Raw genomic sequence first — 21,311 nt, 5'->3', positions numbered from 1 at the left:
TTCACCGTTTCTTCAAATAATCCCCTCCATCTTTATTTAACGTTATAATTTTTCAAACGAAATAGAAAGGAGTTTAGTTAAAAAACAGCCGATCGCTCGGCTGTTTTTTGTTAGCTTCTCGATCAAGAAGATCGAACTGCTTTGTTCATTGGGTATCTCCAATAGATCAATAGCTCCCGGAATTTACTTATTATTTGTGGTCAGATGCTTTTCTACGCATTCCTGCCAGTCCTAGTAACCCAAGCAAGCCAAGCCATCCCCAATCCATATGGTTATCATTACCTACGGTGTTTGGTACACTGTTAGCGTTGTAAGTTGAATTGTTGCTGTGATAAGCGTTATTAGCGTTAGTGTTATTGGCCACATCTACATTTGTACTTTGTGCTGATGAAGGGGTGACTAAAGCTGCAAAGAAGAACATTGAGGCAACAGCAGTAACTAATTGTTTTTTCATAAAAGGAATCCTCCCTAAATATGTGATGCATATAATTTCTCCAAAAAAACGCTCATTATTCCCTTATGTATTTACAAATTTATTTGGATAGTTTTGATCAATCATTGGAACTATACATCTGGTGTAAAAAATATTAAAGGAGAGGTTATGATGGGAATATTAAGTGGAAATCCAAAAAATGAACCTATGCATTATGGTGAAATTTTCAGTGTTTGGCAATTCTCATTGGTTGCGAAAGGGGCTCTATCCTTCTACCAAGCATTCCTAAATCACGCAGGAGATAAGGATTTGAAAAAAATATTGGAAGCACTTATTGATCAAGCTAGACTTGAAATTAAAGAGTGCGATACGCTCCTTAATGAGAATGGGATAGCTCCAGCGCCAGTCTTACCTGAAAGACCTGAAGCAAAGCTTGAAGATATTCCTGTTGGTGCAAGGTTTACTGATCCAGAGATCGCCGCTAAAATTGCGTCTGATACATCATTAGGAATGGTTGCTTGTAGTCAAGTGATGGGTCAATCCATTAGAGAGGATATAGGCGCTTTGTTTGCAAAGTATCATCTTACTAAAACGGCTTTAGGAGTTAAGATTCTTCAATTGACTAAAGAAAAGGGATGGCTGGTACCTCCTCCACTTCAAGTGAAAAGACCTGAAGCTGTTGAAGTTTAAAAAAAATTAAATTGGTAACAAACAACCCCCATTATCCTCAATATGAGAACTATGGGGGTTAGATTTGTAACTAGTCATTCCCAGTACTTTATAAGTAACCTTGCGATTCTTTAAATATCTCTTCGAATCACACTCTTGGTCGCTGCTGCCTCAAAAATCGTCTCAATCAGCACCAGTACACGATGCACTTCTTCGCTTTTGACCGCAAGCTCGGCTTTGCCTTCGATGGTGGAGACAAAGTTTTCGTAAAAGCTTTCTGCTGCAGCAGGTATTTTCTCAATCGGGAACTTAAGGGTGGATTCTTCCGACGGCGGTGCCATCGTTTTCGTCAAACCTTGACCTGCCTGAATAGGTTTGGGTTCCACGTGAGCGACATCCGGATTCCTGGTGACAATCTCTCCGCTCAAATCCCAGTCCTTGATCACCGCGGTACCTTCGGTTCCTTTAATATACCAACGCGGCAACTTGACGTAATTTGTTGTACCTACTTCAATAACTGCTGTAAGACCGTCTTTGAACTCAATATAGCTGGTAAAGCCGTCATCCACTTCTGTCCCCAGAATATAACTTAGGGAAGCGGTCACGCTCTCGATTTTGCTGTCCGTAATCAGAAGCAGCTGGTCCAACAAGTGCACTCCCCAATCCAGCAGCATTCCTCCACCGTACGCCTTCAATTGCCGCCAGTCGCCTGGGATGCCGTTAGCCCCCTGAACCCGGGATTCCAGGTGAAATAGATCGCCAACGGTCTTCTTGCTGATCATATCTTTGACAATCCGGAAATCTTCATCCCACCGACGATTCTGATGTACAGTAAATATACGGTTTTCTTGCTTGGCCACCTCGACAATATCTAGGAAATCTGCGCTCGTTATCGTAACTGGCTTTTCGCAAATGACATGTTTGCCAGCTTGCAGTGCTTGGATTGCGATTTCTTTATGAACGTCATTAGGCGTTGCTATTAATACAATATCTACATCCTGATCGCCAAGAACAGCATCTAGGCTGGGATAGGTTTTATACCCGGCTGCTGCAGCCAATTCCATCCGATAATCGACAATATCATATACACCACCGATGGCAAGCTGCTCAATAGGTTCAATTAATTGAACATGGTAGCTTCCCATACCTCCATAACCGACAATAACTACATTATATTTCCGATTGTCCATTTCCATTTTCCTTCCATTCCTAAATTGAGCCCCCACATATCAAACGGTTGCTCCTGGATCGAATTCAATTGTAAATCGGTTATTGCCAAGCAGGTCATCCATAAGATGTTACCCTGCATACGCTTTCATTATAAAGCAAATCTTCCCCCAAAAAAAGGGGATCTTATGATCTACGAGATTTAGCATTGGATAAATACTCACTCAAAATTTCCTGCATTGACTTTTTACAAAACTAGAAATCGAATTAAGGAAGTTGTATGTAACAGCGAGCAATCTGAATCAAATAGTTTAGAAAGTAATTTCCATATGCCTCCAGCCCGGTGTAATACCAGCTAGCACACCTTTCGCGGAAGAATTGATGTATTCATTATGCGGGGAATAGAACATTTCAACGTCTCCCGAAGACTTTAATTTGAAATCATGAATTCATCATAGCAACTACATGTCTTTGCTGAGTGGAAGAGTTCAGGTTACTACCTCTCACGAGGGGGCTCCACACCCCCACATGAACTCACCAATAAATATCCATCTTTGTTGGGGCTGTAAGGCTGCGTATGCCCAGCTCTTTCTATTTGGTGATTAGAGAGCTGTATGCGGGAATCGTCACCGTATTTTTCTTTATTTTTACACCCTTGGAGCTGGAAAAGACCACTTTCCTCTTCTGCTTATCCCCATCTTTCATCTGGAGCGTAACCGGCTTCCCTGACAGGTTGTGATATACATACAATGTTTCTTTGCCAGAAGAACGTTGGTATGCCGCCACGTTGGCAGAGCCTGCTTGGATTGGTTCTAGATTATCGCTACGAAGAGCTTCATGTTCTTCCCTCAAACGGATGAGCGTGCGGTAGCTTTGTAGCAGGGAATCATTGTCCCGCATCTGCGCTTCTACCGATACTTCGCCTCGGTTGTATTTGGGTACTTCCCACGTCGTTTGACCGCGGCCTTCTCCTTTGTACCAGCGCATAGGCTCTCGAAGATACTCATCGGGCTTCTCCCCTTTCATGCCGATCTCTTCTCCGTAATAGAGAAACGGCTGACCTGGCAGCGTCAAAAGAATGGATGCAGCCAGCTTGGCTTTTCGCACATCCCCACCCAGTTCGCTCATAACACGGGTCTGGTCATGATTGCTTAGGAACGGGGCATCAAGTGCCGCTTTACTGTATGATTTGTACAGCTTCAGTGTTTTCTCAGCGAATGTTGCGATACCCTGATCCCGGCCGTTTTTCACAGAGTTCAATATCTTTCCGCCCAGGTCAAAATTAAACAGAGAGTGGAGTGATTCGTAATAAGGAGCTATGGTCTCTGGCTTATCCCATACCTCTCCTGCCAGATATACATTTGGATTAATCTTTTCCATCTCGGAACGGAACTCATTCCACCACGCAATGTTTTTATCGGCACCATCCTTCGTTTGCCCTTTAAAGATATGCATCGCCGCATCAAGCCGGAAGCCGTCTGCCCCCTGCTGCAGCCAATACTTACCGACTTTAATCATTTCCTTACGGATTTCTGGATTGTCAAAGTTCAGATCTGGCATCCCCGACCAGAAGGTACCATAGAAATACCCTTCGCCATTCGGATTCTTATGCCATACCTGCTGGCCCCATGATCCCTTTTCATCCAGATTTGTCTTCTCATTTGCCCATACGTAATAGTCATGGTATTTGCTTTGTGGATTGGTGCTGGCCTCCTTGAACCAAGGGTGCTCACTGCTCGAATGGTTGATAACAAGGTCTATGATCACCTTGACACCCTTTCGTTTTGCTTCTTTCGTCAAGGTGCGGAAATCATTCAGATTCCCATACTGGGGGTCCACCTGATAATAGTCGGTAACATCATATTTATGGTAGCTTGGAGACGGATTCATGGGCATGAGCCAGAGGCCACTAACCTGCAAATCCTTGCCCGAACGGGGGTTGCCGTCGTTTAAGTAATCAAGCTTTTGTGTAATCCCTTTCAAATCACCGTGTCCGTCCCCATTCGAATCGTAAAAAGAATTAATATAAATTTCGTAAAACACGCCGCTTCCAGCAGAATTTGGAGGCTTATGCCCATTCATTTCTTGCTCAGCCATTGCACCTGAGGCGAACATCGTGAGCATAGGCACCGTTAACAGGATCGTCGACCAGTTTCTTAAGCGTTTGTTACGAGTCAAAATATATCAGCTCCTTTAATTGTTATGGGTGCGCCTTCATTATAAAGAAAACCCATCCAAAAAAAGGGGATATTATTATCTATTATAGTGGAAAATATCGATTTTATTGTTTGATGTCTGAATCGAACAAACTGCCTGGGTTAGAGGATCTGTTGGTGATCCTTAACCCAGGCAGTTTGTCTCATATCCGTTCTTATCCTTTTACAGCGGACCCTACCGTCATCGCCCGTTCTACTTGTTCACTCAAGAACAGATAGACGAGCACCATTGGCAAGGAAGCCATGGTCATCACAGCACCCATAGCTCCCCAATCCGTGCTGTAAGAGCCTTGGAAGAAAAGCAAGCCGAGTGGCAGTGTCTTCATATTTTCATCAGAAATGAGAATATAGGCCAAAGTGAACTCATTCCAGTTGTTCAAGAATTGAAAAATGGCTACAGTTGCAATGGCGGGTAATGCAAGTGGTAAAATGATCTTCAGGAACAGTCTATAAATATTAGCTCCATCCATGCATGCCGCCTCTTCGATCTCTTTAGGAATTCCTATAAGGAACCCGTAAAAAATCATTGAAGAGAAAGGAAGGCCGATTGCGATATAGGGAAGAATAAGAGCTCCATACGTATTCGTAAGATGAAAATCGCGAACCAGAATCGCCAGCGGGATCATGATAACCTGCAGTGGCATAAACATTCCTATGATCATATAAGTCCGAACTGCAGAACGGAACCTCCATCTCATACGAGCTACTGCGAAGGCAAACATCAGAGCTAGCAAAAGAATGAACAGAGTCGAAATCGTGGACACGACCAGACTGTTCAAAAAGTAACGTGGAATATTAAACTGCGTCCATGCATTGATGTAATTTTCGTAGCGAAAATGCGTCGGCAGTCCAAATGGGTTAGAGACAAAGATCTCATCGTTATTCTTGAACGAATAGGAAACCATCCAGAACAACGGATAGACCGAAATAATAAAATACAACCACAGCGGTATCTGCAGAACAGCTTGTCTGAATTTGCTCAAAGCGGTTTTACTCATTTCGTTCTCCTTTTCAATACACGCTTTATCAGGCGGTTTGTCCGCGGTCGAACAGCTTATTGATAACTACAGTTGCCAATAGCGAGATTAGTACGAGCAGCACGGATACAGCACACGCATACCCATAATTGCTTTCCATAAAAGCATAGCGGTATATCATGAATGTCAATGTATAGTTTGTAGTACCAGGCCCGCCATTTGTCATAATCAACATCTGCACAAAGGCCCCAATACCAGAAGTAATTGCAATTATGAAGCAAAATTTGTATGTCTCTCTCATTAGAGGAAGCGTGACATGCCAGTGCGCTCTCCATTTGCTGCAGCCATCAATCGTGGCAGCTTCAAAGTAATCCTCGGGTACTGACTTCACACCTGCATATAGCAGTGCAAATTGGTATCCCATAAACTGCCAGGCATTAACGAAGGCGATGGCAATAATGGATGCTGTCGGGGAACTCAGCCAATTTTGCTGATAGGGAATGTTTAAGAGATCAAACAGCCGATTGATTAATCCGTTGGTTGGGTCATAGATTGCGATCCACAGCTGACACACCACAGTGACCGATAGGACAACTGGGATAAAATAAGACGTTTTCAGTATTTTTCGTCCGCGTGTGCGTGGATCGGCACAGATTAGCGCTAATAGCGTTCCCAGACCGATCTGAAAGACCGCCAGCACAATGGCAAAGATTAATCCGTTCTTAAGCGAAGTAGCAAGTAAAGAATCGGAGAAGAGCTCTCTGTAATTACTCAATCCAGAGAAGGTCAGCGTGCTCAGGCCATCCCAATCATAAAAGCTGCGAATGACGGTTTGCAACACAGGATATATCAAAATCACGCTATACAGTATCAAAGCAGGGAGGAGAAACAGTGCGAGTGCTGATTTGTTTCCCATATATTTATTCATGTCTTGCTTCCACCCCTTATCTTTAGAACGTCATCCCCAGGCACCTTACGCTGCCAAAGGATGACGATTCCATGAGTTCTCAGTTTTCTTTATTCAATGTGCTATTCAGATTGCTTACAAAATCGTTTTCAGAAAAGTTGTCTACCATCATATTTTGAGTATTGTCATTAATGGTGTTCTGAACTTTTGTATTACTCAGAAGTTGCGCATATTCCTGCGCATTTGGCAGCAACTCTTTGACAACTCGCTGCATCATTGCTGGAACGTTGGAGGCCATTGGCTTATCAACTTTCACTGGAACAATTGGACTTCCAAGTTGGGTATATCTGTATTCTGCTGACTTTGAGGCAAGGAATGCCGCTACCTTTACGGCAGTTTCCTTATTTTGGCTATTCGATGATACTGCGTAACCCTGTGGAGAACCTGAGCCGTCAATAAAATATTTGGACTTCTCATAGGTTGCTTCATCCTTTGCAGGCCAGTACATCCAGTCGACTTGATCGCCCAGCTTTTCCTGGGAGCTGTAAATTTCCCATTGTCCATTCACGAACATAGCAGCTTTGCCCTGATAAAATAGGGACGATGCCTGATCATAATTGGTGTTCGTAGCGTTTGCATCAAACAATCCAGCTTTTTGCAGTTGCTTCATCTGCTGTGCCGCTGTTACGAATGCTTCTGGCAATGCTTTTACACCTTTTTCATCAAGTGCTCCGAATCCACGCGGTTGCTCCCTTGTCACCAGTCCATTATAAAAAGCAGTCGTAATCCACTTTTCCTTTGCAAAAATTGACATTGGTACATAACCAGCAGCTTTCAACTTTTTCGCTGCATCGGCCATCTGATCAATCGTCTTAAGCGGTGTCTTGATTCCTACCTTCTCAAAAATGGACTTATTATAATAAATCATTTGGAATTCTATACCAGTTTCAGGGTATGCATACACATGATTATCAGGAGCTACCAAACGCGATTCAACACCCGGGTTAAGATTCTTCTTGAATTCGGCTGTTGTGTCATAATTGTCCAGCACCTCAACATTTTTCGATTTTGCAAAAGTTTGCAGAACTGACCAATCGGCTAAATAGACATCCGGCATGTTGCCCGTTGCCGCATATGTTTTAAGCTTCTGGCCTCCGTCCTGCACAGCAGGATCCAGTTCAATTTCTACGTTTGGCATCTTCTTTTTGAGCTCTGCCACCGCATAATCAAACGGCTTTATGGTATCTTCATCAAAATGCTGCGCATACACCTTCAATTTGATCGTTCCGTCCTCTGATCCGTTTTTGGTAGAGGCTGAGTTATCTCCACCACAAGCGACCAATCCGACGGACATGGTGAGCACTAGCAAAGCTGCACTCCAAATTTTGAGATTTTTTTTCATTTGTTTATCCCCCTCTTGTAGAGTCTTTTATGGTTGCGCTTTCATTCGCTTGACTACAGTATACTGCTGCCTCTTTTCTTCTTTAAGGAATAAAACGGGTATTATCAGTAAAAAACGGGACAAATAGAGCAGCGGTCCTCCAAAATAGGAAAGCCGCTATACTTGATCGGTGTGCTTGAGCCCCGCAAGGCAGATACTACCTTTTTTTGAGTTGCTCATATTCAGTTGGTGTCATACCAAAACGTTTCTTGAAACATTTGCTGAAATAATTAGGGTCACTGTAGCCGACACTTTCAGCGATTTCTGACAGCTTCCGATTGCCATTCAGCAAAAGCTCCTTGGCCTTCTTCATCCGGATGTGTGTAATATGATCCACGATGGAGAAGCCAGACTCCTTGCGAAAAACGCGTCGCAAATAGCTGGGATCAACGAATACTCCGCAGGAAACCTGCTCAGCAGATAACTCTGCGTCTGCATAATGTTCCTCGATATAGTTGATCGCCGCCGCAAACAAATTGGAAGCCTTTGTAGGGCGCATATTCTCCATCAACTGGATCAGCTTGCGGTACAGAGCGAGCATCCAACCTTCAGCAGCCGTCCAGGAATTTAACTCCCGCAACCGCTCGTAAGGAGACTTGTCTCCTCCGTCATCCCATAGTCGGTCATAAGGAATGCCTCGTTCACTTGCAAAGGAAAGTGCCAGAGATACGATCCCCATAAGCATGGCATCTGCGTATTCGTCTCCCCATTTATATATGCTAAGCTGACGGATTGCCTTTCGGATCTCCTCTAACGTTTCACTGTCTTTCATTCGGAGGTCAAGCACAACCGCATCGCGTAGATGGCCCAAATCGGGCATGCCCGCTCTGCTCTGCAACGCTTCACCGCCATGTCCTCTTAGCTCTGCGTTTTCGCCCTCCTGTGGAAGCATTGGTAATTTCGGCTTAATACGCTCCAACATGGAGAGCATCTCTGCTGCATTAAATGGTTTTAGTAAATAATCCTGTACTCCAGTTCGAACGGCCTTCTGTAAATATTCAAACTCATTATGTCCGGATATGAATACAATCACGATTCGTTCGAACTTGACTTTCAACCTTTCGGCTAATTCAATTCCATCAATAAATGGCATGTTGATATCAACGAGGGCAAGATGCGGCTGATGCCGATCGACTTCCTGAAGTGCCTCCTGCCCGTTCCTTGCTTCGCAGCAAACCCGAAAGCCGTGACTTTCCCAGTCTATCTTAATTCGCAGAAAGTCTCGGAACAGCGGCTCATCATCAACAATCATCACTTTATACATATTGGTGTTCATTCCCCCTTGGCAGCATTGGTAGCGATAGGTCAACAATGGTTCCCTCTCCGAGAGCACTTTGCACGGATATACCATACTCTTCGCCAAAATACAGACTCAGCCGTTGCTGAACACTGTAGGTACCGATTGATCGTATTCCTTCTTTAGGTAAATGTCTGGACATAATGTTTTGAACTTGAATTTCATCCATCCCCACACCGTTGTCCTCCACCCGGACGATCACCCTGTCATTCTGTTTAAAAGCAAATATACGGATAAATCCTTTTGTTCCTTTCTTCTTAAGTCCATGGTAAATCGAATTCTCAACAAGTGGTTGGAGTGAGAGTTTCGGGATCGGAGTACCCGCAAGTTCTGAAGGAATATCCACTTCATAGCGGAATACATCGGGATAACGAATTTGCAGAATTGTCAGGTAATCATCCGTAATCTGAGCTTCTTTCTCTAAAATAATGAGTTCCCGTCCCTTATTTAGCACCATCCGATAGAAATCTGCTAGCGCTTTCGTAGTATCGCGAGCCTCATCATTACGATCTAGCTCATTAAGTGCATAAATGGTATCTAAAGTGTTGTACAGAAAATGCGGTTTTATTTGAGCGGTCATCAGCGCGAGTTCATATTCACGCTTGCGGTTCTGTTCCTGCCTTACTTCATTCAGCAGTTCCCGAATCCGTTTTATCATAAAGTTAAAAGCTTCAGCAATGGTACCGATTTCATCCTCTGTTCGGACTGTCGCAACCGATTGCAAGTCGCCAGCTACTACTTTTCGCATGGCTCTAGTCAGTTGTTCGAGCGGACTAACGACCATTTTGGACAAAAAGCTAGCGCCTAGCCAGGAAAAGGCAAGACACAATGCGCCGATTAAGAGCGTTAGCCTTACATTTTGCCGAACATCAGCTGTAAGCAGGCTAAGCGAAACAATATTGACTAACTTCCAGCCCATTCGGTTATAATCATTGACCGTCACCAGGTTGCCATCATTCTCAAATGAGCACGTACTTTGGGACACATTAGCCCCACAACGTTGGATCGCCTTCGCCAATTGTGAATTCACTGGCTTCATTAGCATCCCATTGTCTTCTGCCACAGCCACTCGCATTTTGTCATCTAAAAAATAATAAGATTTGGGCGCATCGGGATCGCTGGAACGAAAATAATCAGACAAACCTTCTTCTTTCACTAACAGAAAAAGCGTTCCATACGGTTCGCCGGTGTCAATATTAATGACCATCTTTCCCAGTGTCAAAACCGGAGAGTTTAGGTCTGGTGTCAGGAAGTCTCTCTTTTCCATATCAAACCAGAGTGCCTGTCCATAACTTTCAGATTCCCTTACTCGCTTGAGTATGCTATCGACTTTTCTATCATCCCCACTTTCGGTATAAGAAGCGAAAATTGTCCCTTCATTATCAATAAATACCGCTGCATCCACCTCGCGAAAAATTGACAAATCAATAGATAGGCGGCTTTGCATCAGGTTTCTAAATTGAACACGACCCACGGCAGTATTGGATCTAACACTGTAGGAATCATACATCCGGTTAATATTCGTGACCATGATATTGGCCGCCGTTTCCACACTACTGAATATGTAGTCTGTTCGGGACAAGATAAGCTGGGATTCGTCCACCACGCTACTGGTAGTTTTCTCTATCAATGAACGGCTAAAAAGTTGGTTAGACAGAAGTCCAAGAATAAGCAGAGAAATAATAATGAGCGGGAGAAATACTGCTATAACCTTGCTTTTAAAACGAAGACGACCAAACCACTTGCGAGCTAGTGACAGAACTTTCACATAGAACCCCTCCGGCATCAAGAGAATATTCATCATGTTAACACAACTAATCTGAACAGTAATAGAACTAAAATAATGTTAAAAAAATTCAACAGCCCATCTTGAAAGTGCCAAAAGGATATGTTAGGATAAAGTCGATTTTTAGTAAAATTATTAACTAAAAAGGTGTGAGCTCTTTGGCAACCATTAAAGACATTGCCCGCGAAGCGGGTGTGTCTGCCGCAACCGTTTCAAGGGTTTTAAATAACGATCTGTCACTGTCCGTGAGCCCAGACACCAAAAACAGAATTTTTTTAATTGCTGAGCAGCTTGGGTATAAGCCCTTCCGGCTGAGACAGTTAAAGAGGAACACAGAGCGTTCTGGGAAAACGGTTTCACTCCTGCTGTGGTGCTCCATTGAGGAGGAAAGGGATGATCCGTATTACGCCTCCATCCGCCGTGGAATTGAATTACGCTGTGAAGAGCTTGGTCTGACATTGGGGCAGACGTTGCGAGGCCGCTCCTCTCTCGGCACCTTACAGAAGGCGGACGGGCTGATTGTCGTGGGAGGCGTTGATCCTGAGGAGGTGTCCAAGCTATATCCAGATAAGAACACCATAGTCCTTGTTGATCAGTACCATGAGCAGCTGGAATACGATTCCGTGCGACTCCATTTCCGGCAAGCGGTCGATCAGGCGCTCGAACATCTGCTTGAGCTTGGCCACCGACAAATCGGATTTATCGGCGGCAAGAGCGATGGAGAACGAAGGGCGCATTATTTTGAGCGGTTCATGCGGGAACGAGGACTGTACAATCCTCAGTTCGTCCGCATAGGTGCCTGGAGTACCGCGGATGGCTATCTCATGATGAACGAGCTCCTAGCCGAGCAGGAACGACCGACAGCCTGCTTCGCCGCAAGCGACCCGCTCGCCATCGGCGCCCTCCGCGCCCTTCATGGACAGGGAGTCAAAGTACCGGAAGATATGGCTATTGTCGGCTTCGACGACATTGAGATGGCGGCCTTCGTGCAGCCTCCGCTAACTACTGTGCGTGCCTATCCTGAACAGATGGGAAAAGCTGCCGTACAGCTGCTATCTGAACGGTTTGAGGGACGCGAACCACCTGCGTACAGCGTGATCGGGACTAAGCTTGTCATACGGGAAAGCTCATGCTTAAACAGTAAAACCAATACTTGAGAGTCATTTGTCATTGATAAGTATCCTTACGTAAAACAATCGAGATGATAACCCCTAAGGAGTGAATATCATGAACATTCATGTTAACGAGGCGCTTGGTTTGTTTCACCTGCAGTCCAAGGATTGCAGCTATATTATCCAACTTGTAGAAGGATATCCTGCACATGTCTATTGGGGAGCTCAACTTCATCATGACGAAAGTCTTGCAAGTATATTGGAGCTCAGAGAGCGCTGCTCCTTCTCCCCCACTCCCGATTCTTCCAGACGTACGCTTTCTCTGGATACGCTTCCACAAGAATATCCACAGTATGGAACAAGCGACTTCCGTCAACCGGCTTATCAGGTTGCGCTTGCCGATGGAACTCGAACTACGGAGCTAAAATATAGTGGTTACCGTATTGAACCAGGTAAGCCCAAGCTCGAAGGACTTCCTTCCGTCTATACCGAATCGGATGATGAAGCAACAACTCTCTTGTTGTTCCTTGAGGACCAACACTCTGGCCTTAAGACTACACTGCTTTATACTGTATTTGCGAACCACAGCGCTATTGCTAGGTCTACTCTTTTTGAACATAAGGGAAGCGCTGTCATGAATATTGAGCACGCGATGAGCGCCTCCGTCGATTTCGCCGATTCCAATTACCAAGCTCTCTATCTATCTGGTGCCTGGGTTCGGGAAAGACATATCCAACGCCGCGATCTCGGGCCTGGCGCCATTCGCTTGGAGAGCCGACGAGGCTCCAGCAGTCACCAAATGAATCCTTTTCTGGCACTGCTTCGTCCTGATGCAACTGAAGATCGTGGGGATGTGTACGGATTCAGTCTAATTTACAGCAGCAACTTCGTCGCACAGGCAGAAGTAGAGCAGTTTGATCAGACCCGCGTAAGTATCGGAATCAATCCTTTTGACTTCTCTTGGCAGCTTGAACCAGGTCAGTCATTCCAGACCCCTGAAGCTGTACTCGTCTTTTCTGAAGAAGGTCTTGGGGGCATGTCACGCACCTATCACAGACTCTACCGCACACGTCTGTGCCGTGGGGCTTACCGTGACAAAGAACGTCCGATTCTCGTGAACAATTGGGAAGCCACATATTTTGACTTCGACGCCGATAAAATCGAAGCAATCGCCAAAGAAGCGGGACCTCTTGGCATTGAGCTGTTTGTTCTTGATGACGGTTGGTTTGGCAAGCGCGATAGCGACAACAGCTCGCTTGGGGATTGGTTTGAGGACCGTCGCAAGCTACCCGGCGGTCTTACCGACCTAGCCAAGCGGGTTAATGAACAAGGATTACAGTTTGGCTTGTGGGTTGAGCCAGAAATGATATCACCAGATAGTGAACTGTATCGCAGCAATCCCGACTGGTGCCTGCATGCGGAAGGACGTCGGCGTACGGAAGGTCGATCCCAATTGGTGCTCGATCTCTCTCGCAAGGAAGTATGCGATTACTTGTACGAGACACTTAGCTCTGTATTCTCGATCGCTCCAATTACTTATGTCAAGTGGGACATGAATCGTAATATGACAGAGATTGCTTCAGCTACCGCTACTAGCGAACGTCAAAAGGAAACTGCGCACCGTTATATACTCGGACTTTATGATCTGCTGGAACGCCTGACCTCACGGTTCCCGGATATCTTGTTTGAAAGCTGTTCCGGCGGAGGCGGACGATTCGATCCGGGGATGCTCTACTATATGCCGCAGACATGGACCAGTGATGATACCGATGCTATTGAAAGATTGGCGATACAGTACGGCACTAGTATTGTATATCCGGCCAGTACCATGGGAGCACACGTATCGAATGTGCCGAACCACCAAGTGGGTCGAATCACCTCTCTCGCCATACGTGGCGACGTGGCAATGAGCGGAAATTTTGGTTACGAGCTTGACCTTACTGCATTTACGAATGAAGAAAAAGAGCTCGCTGCCAAACAAATTGCCCAGTATAAAGAAATCCGCTCCCTTGTACAGCAGGGAGATATGTATCGACTTCTTAGTCCGTTTGAAGGCAAAGGCGATACAGCCTGGATGTTTGTCAGCGAAGACCAGTCTGAAGCTTTTGTCGCTTACTTCCGTGTGTTGGCTGAACCGAATGGACCTATTCGGCGACTTACTCTCAAAGGACTTGACCCAGCTAAAAAGTATACCATCGAAACTGGGGCTACTAGCAATGCTTCCAGCCCTATGGACAGTACCTTGGCCGAAGATGGCGTTTCTCCCTTCCGTTTGGCGTTTGACGGTGAAATTTTTGGAGGTGACCGCTTAATGAAAATTGGGCTTGTTGTCTCGGATCTTGCTGGGGATTTTGCCAGCTCTACGTTCCGCCTTAAAGCGATCCCCTGCTAATCAAATCTGCCTTACGAAATTGTGGTCTCCCCATATCGTAATCGGAAATTAAAAGAGAAACGGATTCGTTGCAGAACGAATCCGTTTCTCTTTATTCAGACATCTAAGTTCATAACAGCCCTTGATTATCTTTTTCTATATCATAGCCTACAATTTAACTTGCTAGAGTCTGATTACAATTTCTTATTAACTAGTATTCTAGAGATGTGTGATTCAGCACAGGACGCATTGAAAGTACACTACTCAGTAGTTCCATCAAACTTTTTATTTCATAAGTGGGTTGAATGCCAGACGTATTTGTTTTTCTAGAAGGGTTGAACCAGCAGGTATCAATTCCGTACTTATTCCCTCCTTGAATATCCGAGGTTAAAGAATCGCCGATCATAAGTACCTTACTTTTATCTGAAATAGCCAGCTTGGTAAATGCGTAATCAAAAATTTCGGCCTGCGGCTTTTGGTAACCCACTTCTTCTGAAATAATTACCTGCTCAAACACATGACGCAGCGGGGAAAGCTGAATTCTGGAGGTTTGAACCTCTTTTATTCCATTCGTAATAATCCCCAAACGGTACTCAGATAGCACATCACATAATTCAACCGCTCCGTCCATCAAAAAAGCTCCTTCACCCAAATAACGTAAATAAGCATTACTAAAGGCTTCTGGATTGAAGTCTAACTTATGGACAGCAAACAATCGTTTAAATCTTTCCACCCGTAGCTGTGCCGAGGTAATAAGTCCTTCCTCTGCCTCACGCCACAACGCACCGTTGATCTCATCATAGCTAGATTTATACTCAGTGGCCCCTTGCGGCAATCCAAACTGGACAAACGTATTATGTAGCGCATGACTCTCTGCCATTTTAAAATCAAACAACGTATCATCAACATCAAACAAAATAATTTCGTATTTCATGACTACCTCCAACCTCCATGTCATAACTTTTCTATATGGTAAGTTCCATGAGTCATAGATTTATTTCAGATAGGATATAAAAACGGAAAATAAACCATCAATGCAGTATGATCTCCCGGTAATTATACAGGACCTCATTGATCCGTCAAGTCATGAAACACGCCATAATTGAATCAAACTTGCTGATCCTTGCTATTGTGCTCCAAATATCAAAAAAGTCGACTCCTTAATAATAGGAATCGACCGTTTTAAAATCCTAGTGATTTTCATTAATCCATTTGGTTAATGTTTGATCAAAATAATGAGGTTCTTCAAACATCGGATTATGCCCACTATGTTCAAAAACCACCTTTTTTACGTTCGTATAGCTATCATCGACCCGATCCCATAATGAAACAGGTGCGACTAAGTAATCAGATCTTCCAAGACCAATAAACACGGGCTTATCGACATCCGCCAAGGACTGTATCAAATCCATCTTTCCGAAGGCTTCTCCCCATAAATAATCAATGATAGGCATGTTTGTGTGCACATCATTCCACATATAAGCTGCATCATAGGTATAATCATAAAAGCTTTGTGCTCCCATACGTATACACATGTGAATAAATCTTCTGTCGGGCTCTCTTTTGATATCATTCTCTAATAAAGCAATTTCCTTTTCAAAACGGTCCTTTCTTTCTGGACTGGCCGTTTCATAAAAGAATGAAAAGCTTTGCCGCTGTCTTTCTTGGCTGTTCGTAGGTGCTGAATTTAATAGCACCACTTTTTCAACATAGCCTGGGAATTGTTTAGCATATTCCAAAGCCATAAAAGCATGCCCGGAATGCCCTAATATAATAAATGTATCTAAATGAAGGCAACGTCTTGCTGTTTCTATATCATTAATGACTTTATCCAAAGTATAGTCTTCTGGTTTTAAAGCACGAGTCGGTTTTGCAAACCCTCTATGATCTAAGAAAATAAACTGAAACTTTTTATATAAATGGTCTGAAAATAAGCGAGGATAATATACACTACTGCCGATCACCAATATCGGCTTTCCGTTACCTCTTATAGTATATTTCAGCTCAAATCCATCACTAATAACCGTTTGATAAGTGCTCATCTTCATCGTCTCCTTTTCTTCTTTAAATCACTCCCTTTTCGTTGTTTAAATCCCTTGTATTCTCCATAGATCGTTCCAGCACTACAACTCACCTCTGAAAGTCTGTTTATTTTATGAGAAAAGTTTAACATGATTTTTTCTAAAACAAAACCGAATTTGGATCTTCTAATCTTGCCGTACAAGTCGGAGATACAAAGTGGCAAAAGGAAATTACCGTAAACTTCAAGCCTTAAGTGTCCTCCAGCAGTAGCACTATACAAGGAACAACCAGAATATTGTAGTGCTTTTAACTAAGGGCATGCCATGAGCCTTTCATATGAATGATAAATGAATCGGATATACAAAAAGAACACAGCCATTAAGGCTGTGCTCAGGTTGTCGAGAAACCCCCTGTTTTTTTAATGAGGCTTAAAATGGTCATTTTGATCAAATAAAAATGGGTCCTCAGATCGTTTTAAATCGATTTTTGTTTTAAAAGTTGATTCTCCCCAAACAAAAAATAAAGTGCCGGAAAGTCCGTTGGACTTTCTCGACACTCTGAACACAGCCATTAAGGCTGTGCTCTTTTTTTGTGCTTGGCAACGTCCTACTCTCCCAGGACCCTGCGGTCCAAGTACCATCGGCGCTGGAGGGCTTAACGGTCGTGTTTGGGATGGGTACGTGTGGAACCCCTCCGCTATCGCCACCAAACATGAATTTACATCGTAAATTCTTCCGTAGGGTTATTCGGTTCATCACAGATTGTGTGCATGAATAGCCTTACGCTTGTCGTATGTACTTCTACATACCTTCAAGCTTATCCCTTCCGTACATAGCTACCCAGCGGTGCTCCTGGCGGAACAACTGGTACACCAGCGGTACGTCCATCCCGGTCCTCTCGTACTAAGGACAGCTCCCCTCAAATTTCCTACGCCCACGACAGATAGGGACCGAACTGTCTCACGACGTTCTGAACCCAGCTCGCGTACCGCTTCGATGTTTGGTGAAAATAAAGTGTTAGACTGGTGTCGTTGAATTACCGCAGGTTTTAAAGAGAAGAATCGTCAGCTATTAGAAAATAAGTTTTAGACAGATCCATTAAAAGAAGCAGCGGCAGACCAAAGACTTGAAAAATAAAGTCTTAGACTGCCGCTGTTGTTATTCAACTAACGTTTCCCGTTAGTTCAATATTTTGAGTTGTGCCACAGTCCCCTATTAGAGCAGTACGAATTAATTTAAACCCCGAAATCGCTGCTCACTCGATTCGTCAGGATCGCGCTCGCAATAATATTGAAGAGATAGTCAGCCCTTGGCGCGGACGACGGTTGGTTGCTGAGCCACGCAAGCGCAGCAGCTAACGAGAACAGATCATCACCATCCATGTCGGTACGCGCCAAACCTTCTGCCTGGGCACGAGCGAGAAGCTGCGTGCCTGCTGTGCGCATCGTCATGCATGAAGCGTGGAGCGCGGACTCCGGGTCCTCTTTGGCTGCCATCATCACGTCCACAACTCCTTGATAGTTGCTCGTGAATTCAACGATTTCGCGTAACCATGACACGAGCGCATCTTCGGGTGAACTTGCAGTTTCGAGCATACGTGCCTTTGTCGTAAACTCGTCGAAGCTTGCGCGGAGCAAAGCTTCGAGCAGCGCCTCTCTCGTCGGGAAATGACGATAAAGCGTGCCTAGTCCGACACCAGCTCTGCGAGCGATCTCGCGCAGTGATGCATCGACGCCATGCTCGGTTATAACGACGTTCGCGACTGCGAGTATGTGCTCATAGTTTTTCATAGCATCAGCTCTCATAAGAGACCTCCTTGACAAACGGAGCGTTGCTCCGTATAATCACAAGCGGAACAGTGATCCGATTAAACGGAGCAACGCTCTGGTAAGTATAACTCATCTGCATGAAAGGAGAAAGTAAGATGTCTATAAATACAATGAAAGCAATTCGTCTGCATGAATTCGGCGGTCCTGAGGTACTACGTTACGAGGAGGCGCCAATTCCCGAACTGAAGCCAGGTGAGGTGCTTGTCCGCGTTCACGCGGTTGGCATCAATCCCCCCGACTGGTACCTGCGCGAGGGGTATAAGGATCTTCCTCCTGAGTGGCGGCCGCCGGTGCCCTTTCCCATCATTCTGGGGTCGGACGTGTCGGGCATCGTCGAGGCGGTAGCCACGGATGTGCAGGGCTTCTCCGTCGGCGATGAAGTTTTCGGCATGGTTCGCTTTCCTAGCTTTGGGGAGAGCGCTGCTTATGCAGAGTACGTCGCCGCGCCAGCGTCGGACCTTGCACTCAAGCCGGCAGGCATCGATCATATGCACGCCGCAGGGGCGCCGATGGCAGGCCTCACCGCGTGGCAGTTTCTGATCGAGCTGGGGCACAGTGAAGCGAATCCGCTTCAACCGGAGTCGCATCGCCCGGTGCCGCTGAGTGGCAAGACAGTACTCGTCAATGGTGCCGCGGGCGGCGTGGGGCACTTAGCGGTGCAACTGGCTAAATGGAAGGGGGCGCACGTCATCGCGGTAGCATCGGGCAAGCATGAGTCGTTCCTGCGCGAGCTCGGTGCCGACGAATTCATCGACTACACCAAGAGCCCTCCCGAGGACATCACTCATGACGTTGATCTCGTCCTCGATACCCTCGGCGGTCCCACCACTGGTCGTTTCTTGCGTACGCTCAAGCGTGGCGGCGCTTTGTTCCCAGTGTTCTTAGGCTTCTCCGATGCCGAGGAGGCTACAAAGCTGGGCGTCACGGTATCAATGACCCAAGTGCGCTCAAACGGCCCACAGCTGGCGGAATTAGGGCGCTTGCTCGATGCCGGGACGGTTCGCATCGCTATCGACAGCATGTTTCCACTTGCCGATGCTCGCAAGGCGCATGAACGAGCCGCCGGTGGGCACATTCAAGGCAAGATCGTACTCACGGTGGAGTAAGGACGATAGCTCGAATGATTTTCGCACTCCTTGTAAATCGCGATTAGCTTTGAAGAAATATTGCATGCATAATTCAAGAAAAAAGGATGAACATCAATGATTCTACTCATGGGTTACGTACATCTAAATCCGTCTGACGTAAATGAGTTCACTGCAGACGTTCAGGACGTCGTTTCCAGCACGCGAACTGAAACTGGATGCCGCTTTTATGCCTTTACTTTGGAGGATGCACGCGCCGGACGCATGCTGACTGTTCAGCGGTGGGAAGATCAAGAATCGCTGACCGCTCATGTTGAAAGACATGAATCAGCGCCGTTTTTAATGAAGTAGGGAAACAGGATGAGAATGGACATTCAAAAATATGATATCTCAAACGAGCGCTCGTTTATGGAGTAAAAGAGGTCGAGTAGACCGGGGATTCCTCTTACTCTCACAGAACAGGGTTACTCTTGCAGCATGAGTTAAATGGATCCGCCGCGGCGGATCCTTCTGCTTATATTAATCGAAAGTATCAGCTCGCATCACTGAGCATAACTGTCCGTTAGCTTAATGAAGCATCGTTAGTCTAATACTTTGTTTTCTCAGTCTACAACTTTATTTTTCAGTCTAGATCTTTATTTTTTTCTGACATTCGATAGGACAAACGCGCCGACACCACGTCAGAAACAGCTGAATGTCATGTTATGTATAGAGAAGACGACGAACACTGAAATTCATCTCTTCCCAGACCAAAAGTACATAGTGAATATCGCAGAGAAGTTTCGGAAAAACCGATCATGAACACTTAATTGAATTATGCCGGCTGATCCAGAAGCGATGATAAAACTGATTGAGTCACTTACATAGTAAAGTCCCTCTGAACTCGCGTTTTTACTTGGAGTTCAGAGGGACTTCTTCGATCAAACTGGATTCTGTGTTTTTTACATTTCCTACAGCACGAGATACAGGATAAACAATCATGCTCTTCCCTGAATACGGCTGCAGCATGTTCATGACCTTATCAACAGATGAGACGTTTCGATCGAGCCAGATGTTTACCGCATCCTCATCTAATATTACGGGCATGCGATCGTGAATCGGTTGGACCAACTCATTTGGCCGTGTGGTAATAATGGTGCAGCTGCGCAGCTTATTTCCTTCCGGATCGTTCCATTCATCATAGAGCCCAGCAAAACCAAATATCTGTGTGGATTCAAGCTGAAAGCGAAATGGCTGCTTCTCCTTCCCTTGATTCTCCCATTCAAAAAATCCGTCTGCAGGTATGATGACTCTGTTCCTGGCAAGTAGATTCCGGAAAGCCGGCTTAGTATCAAGGGTCTCTGCGCGGGCATTGATCATCTTAAACCCAATCTTGATATCTTTCGCCCATCGCGGCACTAATCCCCATCGATAACCTTCAAGAACCCTCCTACCGTCATGATCGGCAACCACTGCTATGTTCTGGGATGGGGCTATGTTGTATCTTGGAGAGTATTCGTAATTAGCTTCGTCTACCGAAAAAGTATTCAGTACATCAGGCAGAGAAGCCGTGAGTGTAAATCTACCGCACATGTGTCATTCCTTCTTTAAGTTATAGATTACCCTAATGTTGTTGTTCTCAATGGCAGCCATTCTTTTTTTCGGTAATTACTTCTCCCAAAAGAATGGACACCCTCAGCTATTTGTAGCTGAAGATGTCCATTACAATACATATAAAAAGCACACCCCACAGTAAACTGTACCCTCTGTAAAGGACATTTTAAAAAGGGCTAGGCTGCCTGAAAAAGATGATCTCTGTATTGAACAGGGGTCATCTTTTTTAAATTCCATTGGTATCTGTAATGGTTGTAATAAGTCATATAGTCATTAATTTCACGTCTTAGCTCTTCCATAGTCGCACAGGGTTTGATGGAGGCCTCATCCTTAAAATGACCAAAGAAGGATTCTTGGGGGGCGTTATCCCAACAGTTTCCTCGTCTAGACATCGACTGGTTTAACCC

18 protein-coding genes, 1 rRNA gene and 1 other annotated feature are annotated in these 21,311 nt (G+C 45.1%); of the genes, 5 read left to right on the top strand and 14 right to left on the bottom strand.

All coding sequences use genetic code 11. The features are described from left to right. Positions 1 to 190: 190 nt before the first annotated feature. Positions 191 to 454: a WGxxGxxG family protein gene (locus AC5V8P_RS06475; protein ID WP_064795901.1), complete on the bottom strand. Its 264-nt coding sequence runs from the start codon at positions 452 to 454 to the stop codon at positions 191 to 193. A 150-nt stretch (positions 455 to 604) separates the two neighbouring features. Between AC5V8P_RS06475 and AC5V8P_RS06470 the strand changes: the two genes are divergently transcribed. Beyond that, positions 605 to 1,123 carry a DUF3231 family protein gene (locus tag AC5V8P_RS06470; RefSeq protein ID WP_063211078.1) on the top strand — a complete coding sequence of 173 codons (519 nt, stop codon included), beginning with the start codon at positions 605 to 607 and terminating at the stop codon, positions 1,121 to 1,123. 110 nt (positions 1,124 to 1,233) lie between these two features. On the opposite strand, the gene AC5V8P_RS06465 is transcribed toward AC5V8P_RS06470, so the two are convergent. The 7 genes from AC5V8P_RS06465 to AC5V8P_RS06435 all read right to left on the bottom strand — a co-directional run bounded on the left by AC5V8P_RS06465 (position 1,234) and on the right by AC5V8P_RS06435 (position 10,875). Further along, positions 1,234 to 2,298 (bottom strand): Gfo/Idh/MocA family protein, encoded by a 1,065-nt coding sequence (locus tag AC5V8P_RS06465; protein WP_064795900.1) that lies wholly within the window; start codon positions 2,296 to 2,298, stop codon positions 1,234 to 1,236. A 562-nt stretch (positions 2,299 to 2,860) separates the two neighbouring features. Continuing rightward, positions 2,861 to 4,447 (bottom strand): alpha-amylase family glycosyl hydrolase, encoded by a 1,587-nt coding sequence (locus AC5V8P_RS06460; protein WP_064795899.1) that lies wholly within the window; start codon positions 4,445 to 4,447, stop codon positions 2,861 to 2,863. Between the two features lie 193 nt (positions 4,448 to 4,640). After that, the gene (locus AC5V8P_RS06455; RefSeq protein WP_063211084.1) at positions 4,641 to 5,483 is read right to left on the bottom strand and encodes a carbohydrate ABC transporter permease; all 843 of its coding nucleotides are present in this window, start codon (positions 5,481 to 5,483) and stop codon (positions 4,641 to 4,643) included. Between the two features lie 28 nt (positions 5,484 to 5,511). Next, positions 5,512 to 6,390: a carbohydrate ABC transporter permease gene (locus tag AC5V8P_RS06450; RefSeq protein WP_064795898.1), complete on the bottom strand. Its 879-nt coding sequence runs from the start codon at positions 6,388 to 6,390 to the stop codon at positions 5,512 to 5,514. Positions 6,391 to 6,469: 79 nt separating this feature from the next. Further along, positions 6,470 to 7,771 carry an ABC transporter substrate-binding protein gene (locus AC5V8P_RS06445; protein ID WP_064795897.1) on the bottom strand — a complete coding sequence of 434 codons (1,302 nt, stop codon included), beginning with the start codon at positions 7,769 to 7,771 and terminating at the stop codon, positions 6,470 to 6,472. Positions 7,772 to 7,967: 196 nt separating this feature from the next. After that, positions 7,968 to 9,086, bottom strand: a complete 1,119-nt coding sequence (locus tag AC5V8P_RS06440; protein ID WP_495473582.1) for a response regulator transcription factor — start codon at positions 9,084 to 9,086, stop codon at positions 7,968 to 7,970. Further along, on the bottom strand, positions 9,067 to 10,875 hold the full coding sequence (locus AC5V8P_RS06435; protein WP_064795895.1) for a sensor histidine kinase: 1,809 nt from the start codon (positions 10,873 to 10,875) through the stop codon (positions 9,067 to 9,069). Before AC5V8P_RS06435 ends, AC5V8P_RS06440 begins: the two co-directional genes overlap by 20 nt. Positions 10,876 to 11,051: 176 nt before the next feature. Here AC5V8P_RS06435 and AC5V8P_RS06430 point away from each other — a divergent pair, with 176 nt between their 5' ends. Both AC5V8P_RS06430 and AC5V8P_RS06425 read left to right on the top strand, forming a co-directional pair. Beyond that, positions 11,052 to 12,050 carry a LacI family DNA-binding transcriptional regulator gene (locus AC5V8P_RS06430; RefSeq protein ID WP_064795894.1) on the top strand — a complete coding sequence of 333 codons (999 nt, stop codon included), beginning with the start codon at positions 11,052 to 11,054 and terminating at the stop codon, positions 12,048 to 12,050. Between the two features lie 70 nt (positions 12,051 to 12,120). Further along, positions 12,121 to 14,397, top strand: coding sequence for an alpha-galactosidase (locus AC5V8P_RS06425; RefSeq protein ID WP_064795893.1), 2,277 nt, complete (start codon positions 12,121 to 12,123; stop codon positions 14,395 to 14,397). A gap of 190 nt (positions 14,398 to 14,587) precedes the next feature. On the opposite strand, the gene AC5V8P_RS06420 is transcribed toward AC5V8P_RS06425, so the two are convergent. The 4 genes from AC5V8P_RS06420 to AC5V8P_RS06405 all read right to left on the bottom strand — a co-directional run bounded on the left by AC5V8P_RS06420 (position 14,588) and on the right by AC5V8P_RS06405 (position 18,202). Further along, the gene (locus AC5V8P_RS06420) at positions 14,588 to 15,310 is read right to left on the bottom strand and encodes a YjjG family noncanonical pyrimidine nucleotidase (protein WP_064795892.1); all 723 of its coding nucleotides are present in this window, start codon (positions 15,308 to 15,310) and stop codon (positions 14,588 to 14,590) included. A 256-nt stretch (positions 15,311 to 15,566) separates the two neighbouring features. Next, on the bottom strand, positions 15,567 to 16,418 hold the full coding sequence (locus AC5V8P_RS06415; RefSeq protein WP_064795891.1) for an alpha/beta fold hydrolase: 852 nt from the start codon (positions 16,416 to 16,418) through the stop codon (positions 15,567 to 15,569). Positions 16,419 to 16,991: 573 nt separating this feature from the next. Continuing rightward, a 5S ribosomal RNA gene (rrf, locus tag AC5V8P_RS06410) occupies positions 16,992 to 17,108 on the bottom strand. 69 nt (positions 17,109 to 17,177) lie between these two features. Next, positions 17,178 to 17,320 (bottom strand) — a sequence feature (23S ribosomal RNA rRNA prediction is too short). A gap of 312 nt (positions 17,321 to 17,632) precedes the next feature. Then, complete coding sequence (locus AC5V8P_RS06405) at positions 17,633 to 18,202, bottom strand: TetR/AcrR family transcriptional regulator (RefSeq protein WP_064795890.1); 570 nt, start codon at positions 18,200 to 18,202, stop codon at positions 17,633 to 17,635. Between the two features lie 119 nt (positions 18,203 to 18,321). On the opposite strand from AC5V8P_RS06405, the gene AC5V8P_RS06400 reads away from it, so the two are divergent. Together AC5V8P_RS06400 and AC5V8P_RS06395 are read left to right on the top strand one after the other, a co-directional pair. Continuing rightward, positions 18,322 to 19,332 carry an NADP-dependent oxidoreductase gene (locus tag AC5V8P_RS06400; RefSeq protein ID WP_064795889.1) on the top strand — a complete coding sequence of 337 codons (1,011 nt, stop codon included), beginning with the start codon at positions 18,322 to 18,324 and terminating at the stop codon, positions 19,330 to 19,332. Positions 19,333 to 19,440: 108 nt separating this feature from the next. Next, complete coding sequence (locus tag AC5V8P_RS06395; RefSeq protein WP_196771815.1) at positions 19,441 to 19,662, top strand: antibiotic biosynthesis monooxygenase; 222 nt, start codon at positions 19,441 to 19,443, stop codon at positions 19,660 to 19,662. Positions 19,663 to 20,202: 540 nt separating this feature from the next. Here AC5V8P_RS06395 and AC5V8P_RS06390 read toward each other — a convergent pair. Together AC5V8P_RS06390 and AC5V8P_RS06385 are read right to left on the bottom strand one after the other, a co-directional pair. After that, positions 20,203 to 20,883: an SOS response-associated peptidase gene (locus AC5V8P_RS06390; RefSeq protein WP_064795888.1), complete on the bottom strand. Its 681-nt coding sequence runs from the start codon at positions 20,881 to 20,883 to the stop codon at positions 20,203 to 20,205. A 197-nt stretch (positions 20,884 to 21,080) separates the two neighbouring features. Beyond that, positions 21,081 to 21,311 (bottom strand): IS3 family transposase (locus AC5V8P_RS06385; protein ID WP_495473581.1); only part of this gene is annotated, 231 nt, incomplete at its 5' end.

The sequence above is a fragment of the Paenibacillus sp. N119s genome (assembly GCF_059447605.1).
The sequence above is the reverse complement of the archived record's forward strand: the minus strand, read 5'-3'. Positions and strand labels throughout refer to the sequence as shown.

Bases quoted from the DNA above. Each gene is read 5' to 3' on its own strand.
- AC5V8P_RS06465 (WP_064795900.1), bottom strand. From the start codon at position 2,298: ATGGAAATGGACAATCGGAAATATAATGTAGTTATTGTCGGTTATGGA.
- AC5V8P_RS06475 (WP_064795901.1), bottom strand. From the start codon at position 454: ATGAAAAAACAATTAGTTACTGCTGTTGCCTCAATGTTCTTCTTTGCA.
- AC5V8P_RS06455 (WP_063211084.1), bottom strand. From the start codon at position 5,483: ATGAGTAAAACCGCTTTGAGCAAATTCAGACAAGCTGTTCTGCAGATA.
- AC5V8P_RS06445 (WP_064795897.1), bottom strand. From the start codon at position 7,771: ATGAAAAAAAATCTCAAAATTTGGAGTGCAGCTTTGCTAGTGCTCACC.
- AC5V8P_RS06470 (WP_063211078.1), top strand. From the start codon at position 605: ATGGGAATATTAAGTGGAAATCCAAAAAATGAACCTATGCATTATGGT.
- AC5V8P_RS06390 (WP_064795888.1), bottom strand. From the start codon at position 20,883: ATGTGCGGTAGATTTACACTCACGGCTTCTCTGCCTGATGTACTGAAT.
- AC5V8P_RS06450 (WP_064795898.1), bottom strand. From the start codon at position 6,390: ATGAATAAATATATGGGAAACAAATCAGCACTCGCACTGTTTCTCCTC.
- AC5V8P_RS06395 (WP_196771815.1), top strand. From the start codon at position 19,441: ATGGGTTACGTACATCTAAATCCGTCTGACGTAAATGAGTTCACTGCA.
- AC5V8P_RS06440 (WP_495473582.1), bottom strand. From the start codon at position 9,086: ATGAACACCAATATGTATAAAGTGATGATTGTTGATGATGAGCCGCTG.
- AC5V8P_RS06425 (WP_064795893.1), top strand. From the start codon at position 12,121: ATGAACATTCATGTTAACGAGGCGCTTGGTTTGTTTCACCTGCAGTCC.
- AC5V8P_RS06420 (WP_064795892.1), bottom strand. From the start codon at position 15,310: ATGAAATACGAAATTATTTTGTTTGATGTTGATGATACGTTGTTTGAT.
- AC5V8P_RS06415 (WP_064795891.1), bottom strand. From the start codon at position 16,418: ATGAGCACTTATCAAACGGTTATTAGTGATGGATTTGAGCTGAAATAT.
- AC5V8P_RS06400 (WP_064795889.1), top strand. From the start codon at position 18,322: ATGTCTATAAATACAATGAAAGCAATTCGTCTGCATGAATTCGGCGGT.
- AC5V8P_RS06405 (WP_064795890.1), bottom strand. From the start codon at position 18,202: ATGAGAGCTGATGCTATGAAAAACTATGAGCACATACTCGCAGTCGCG.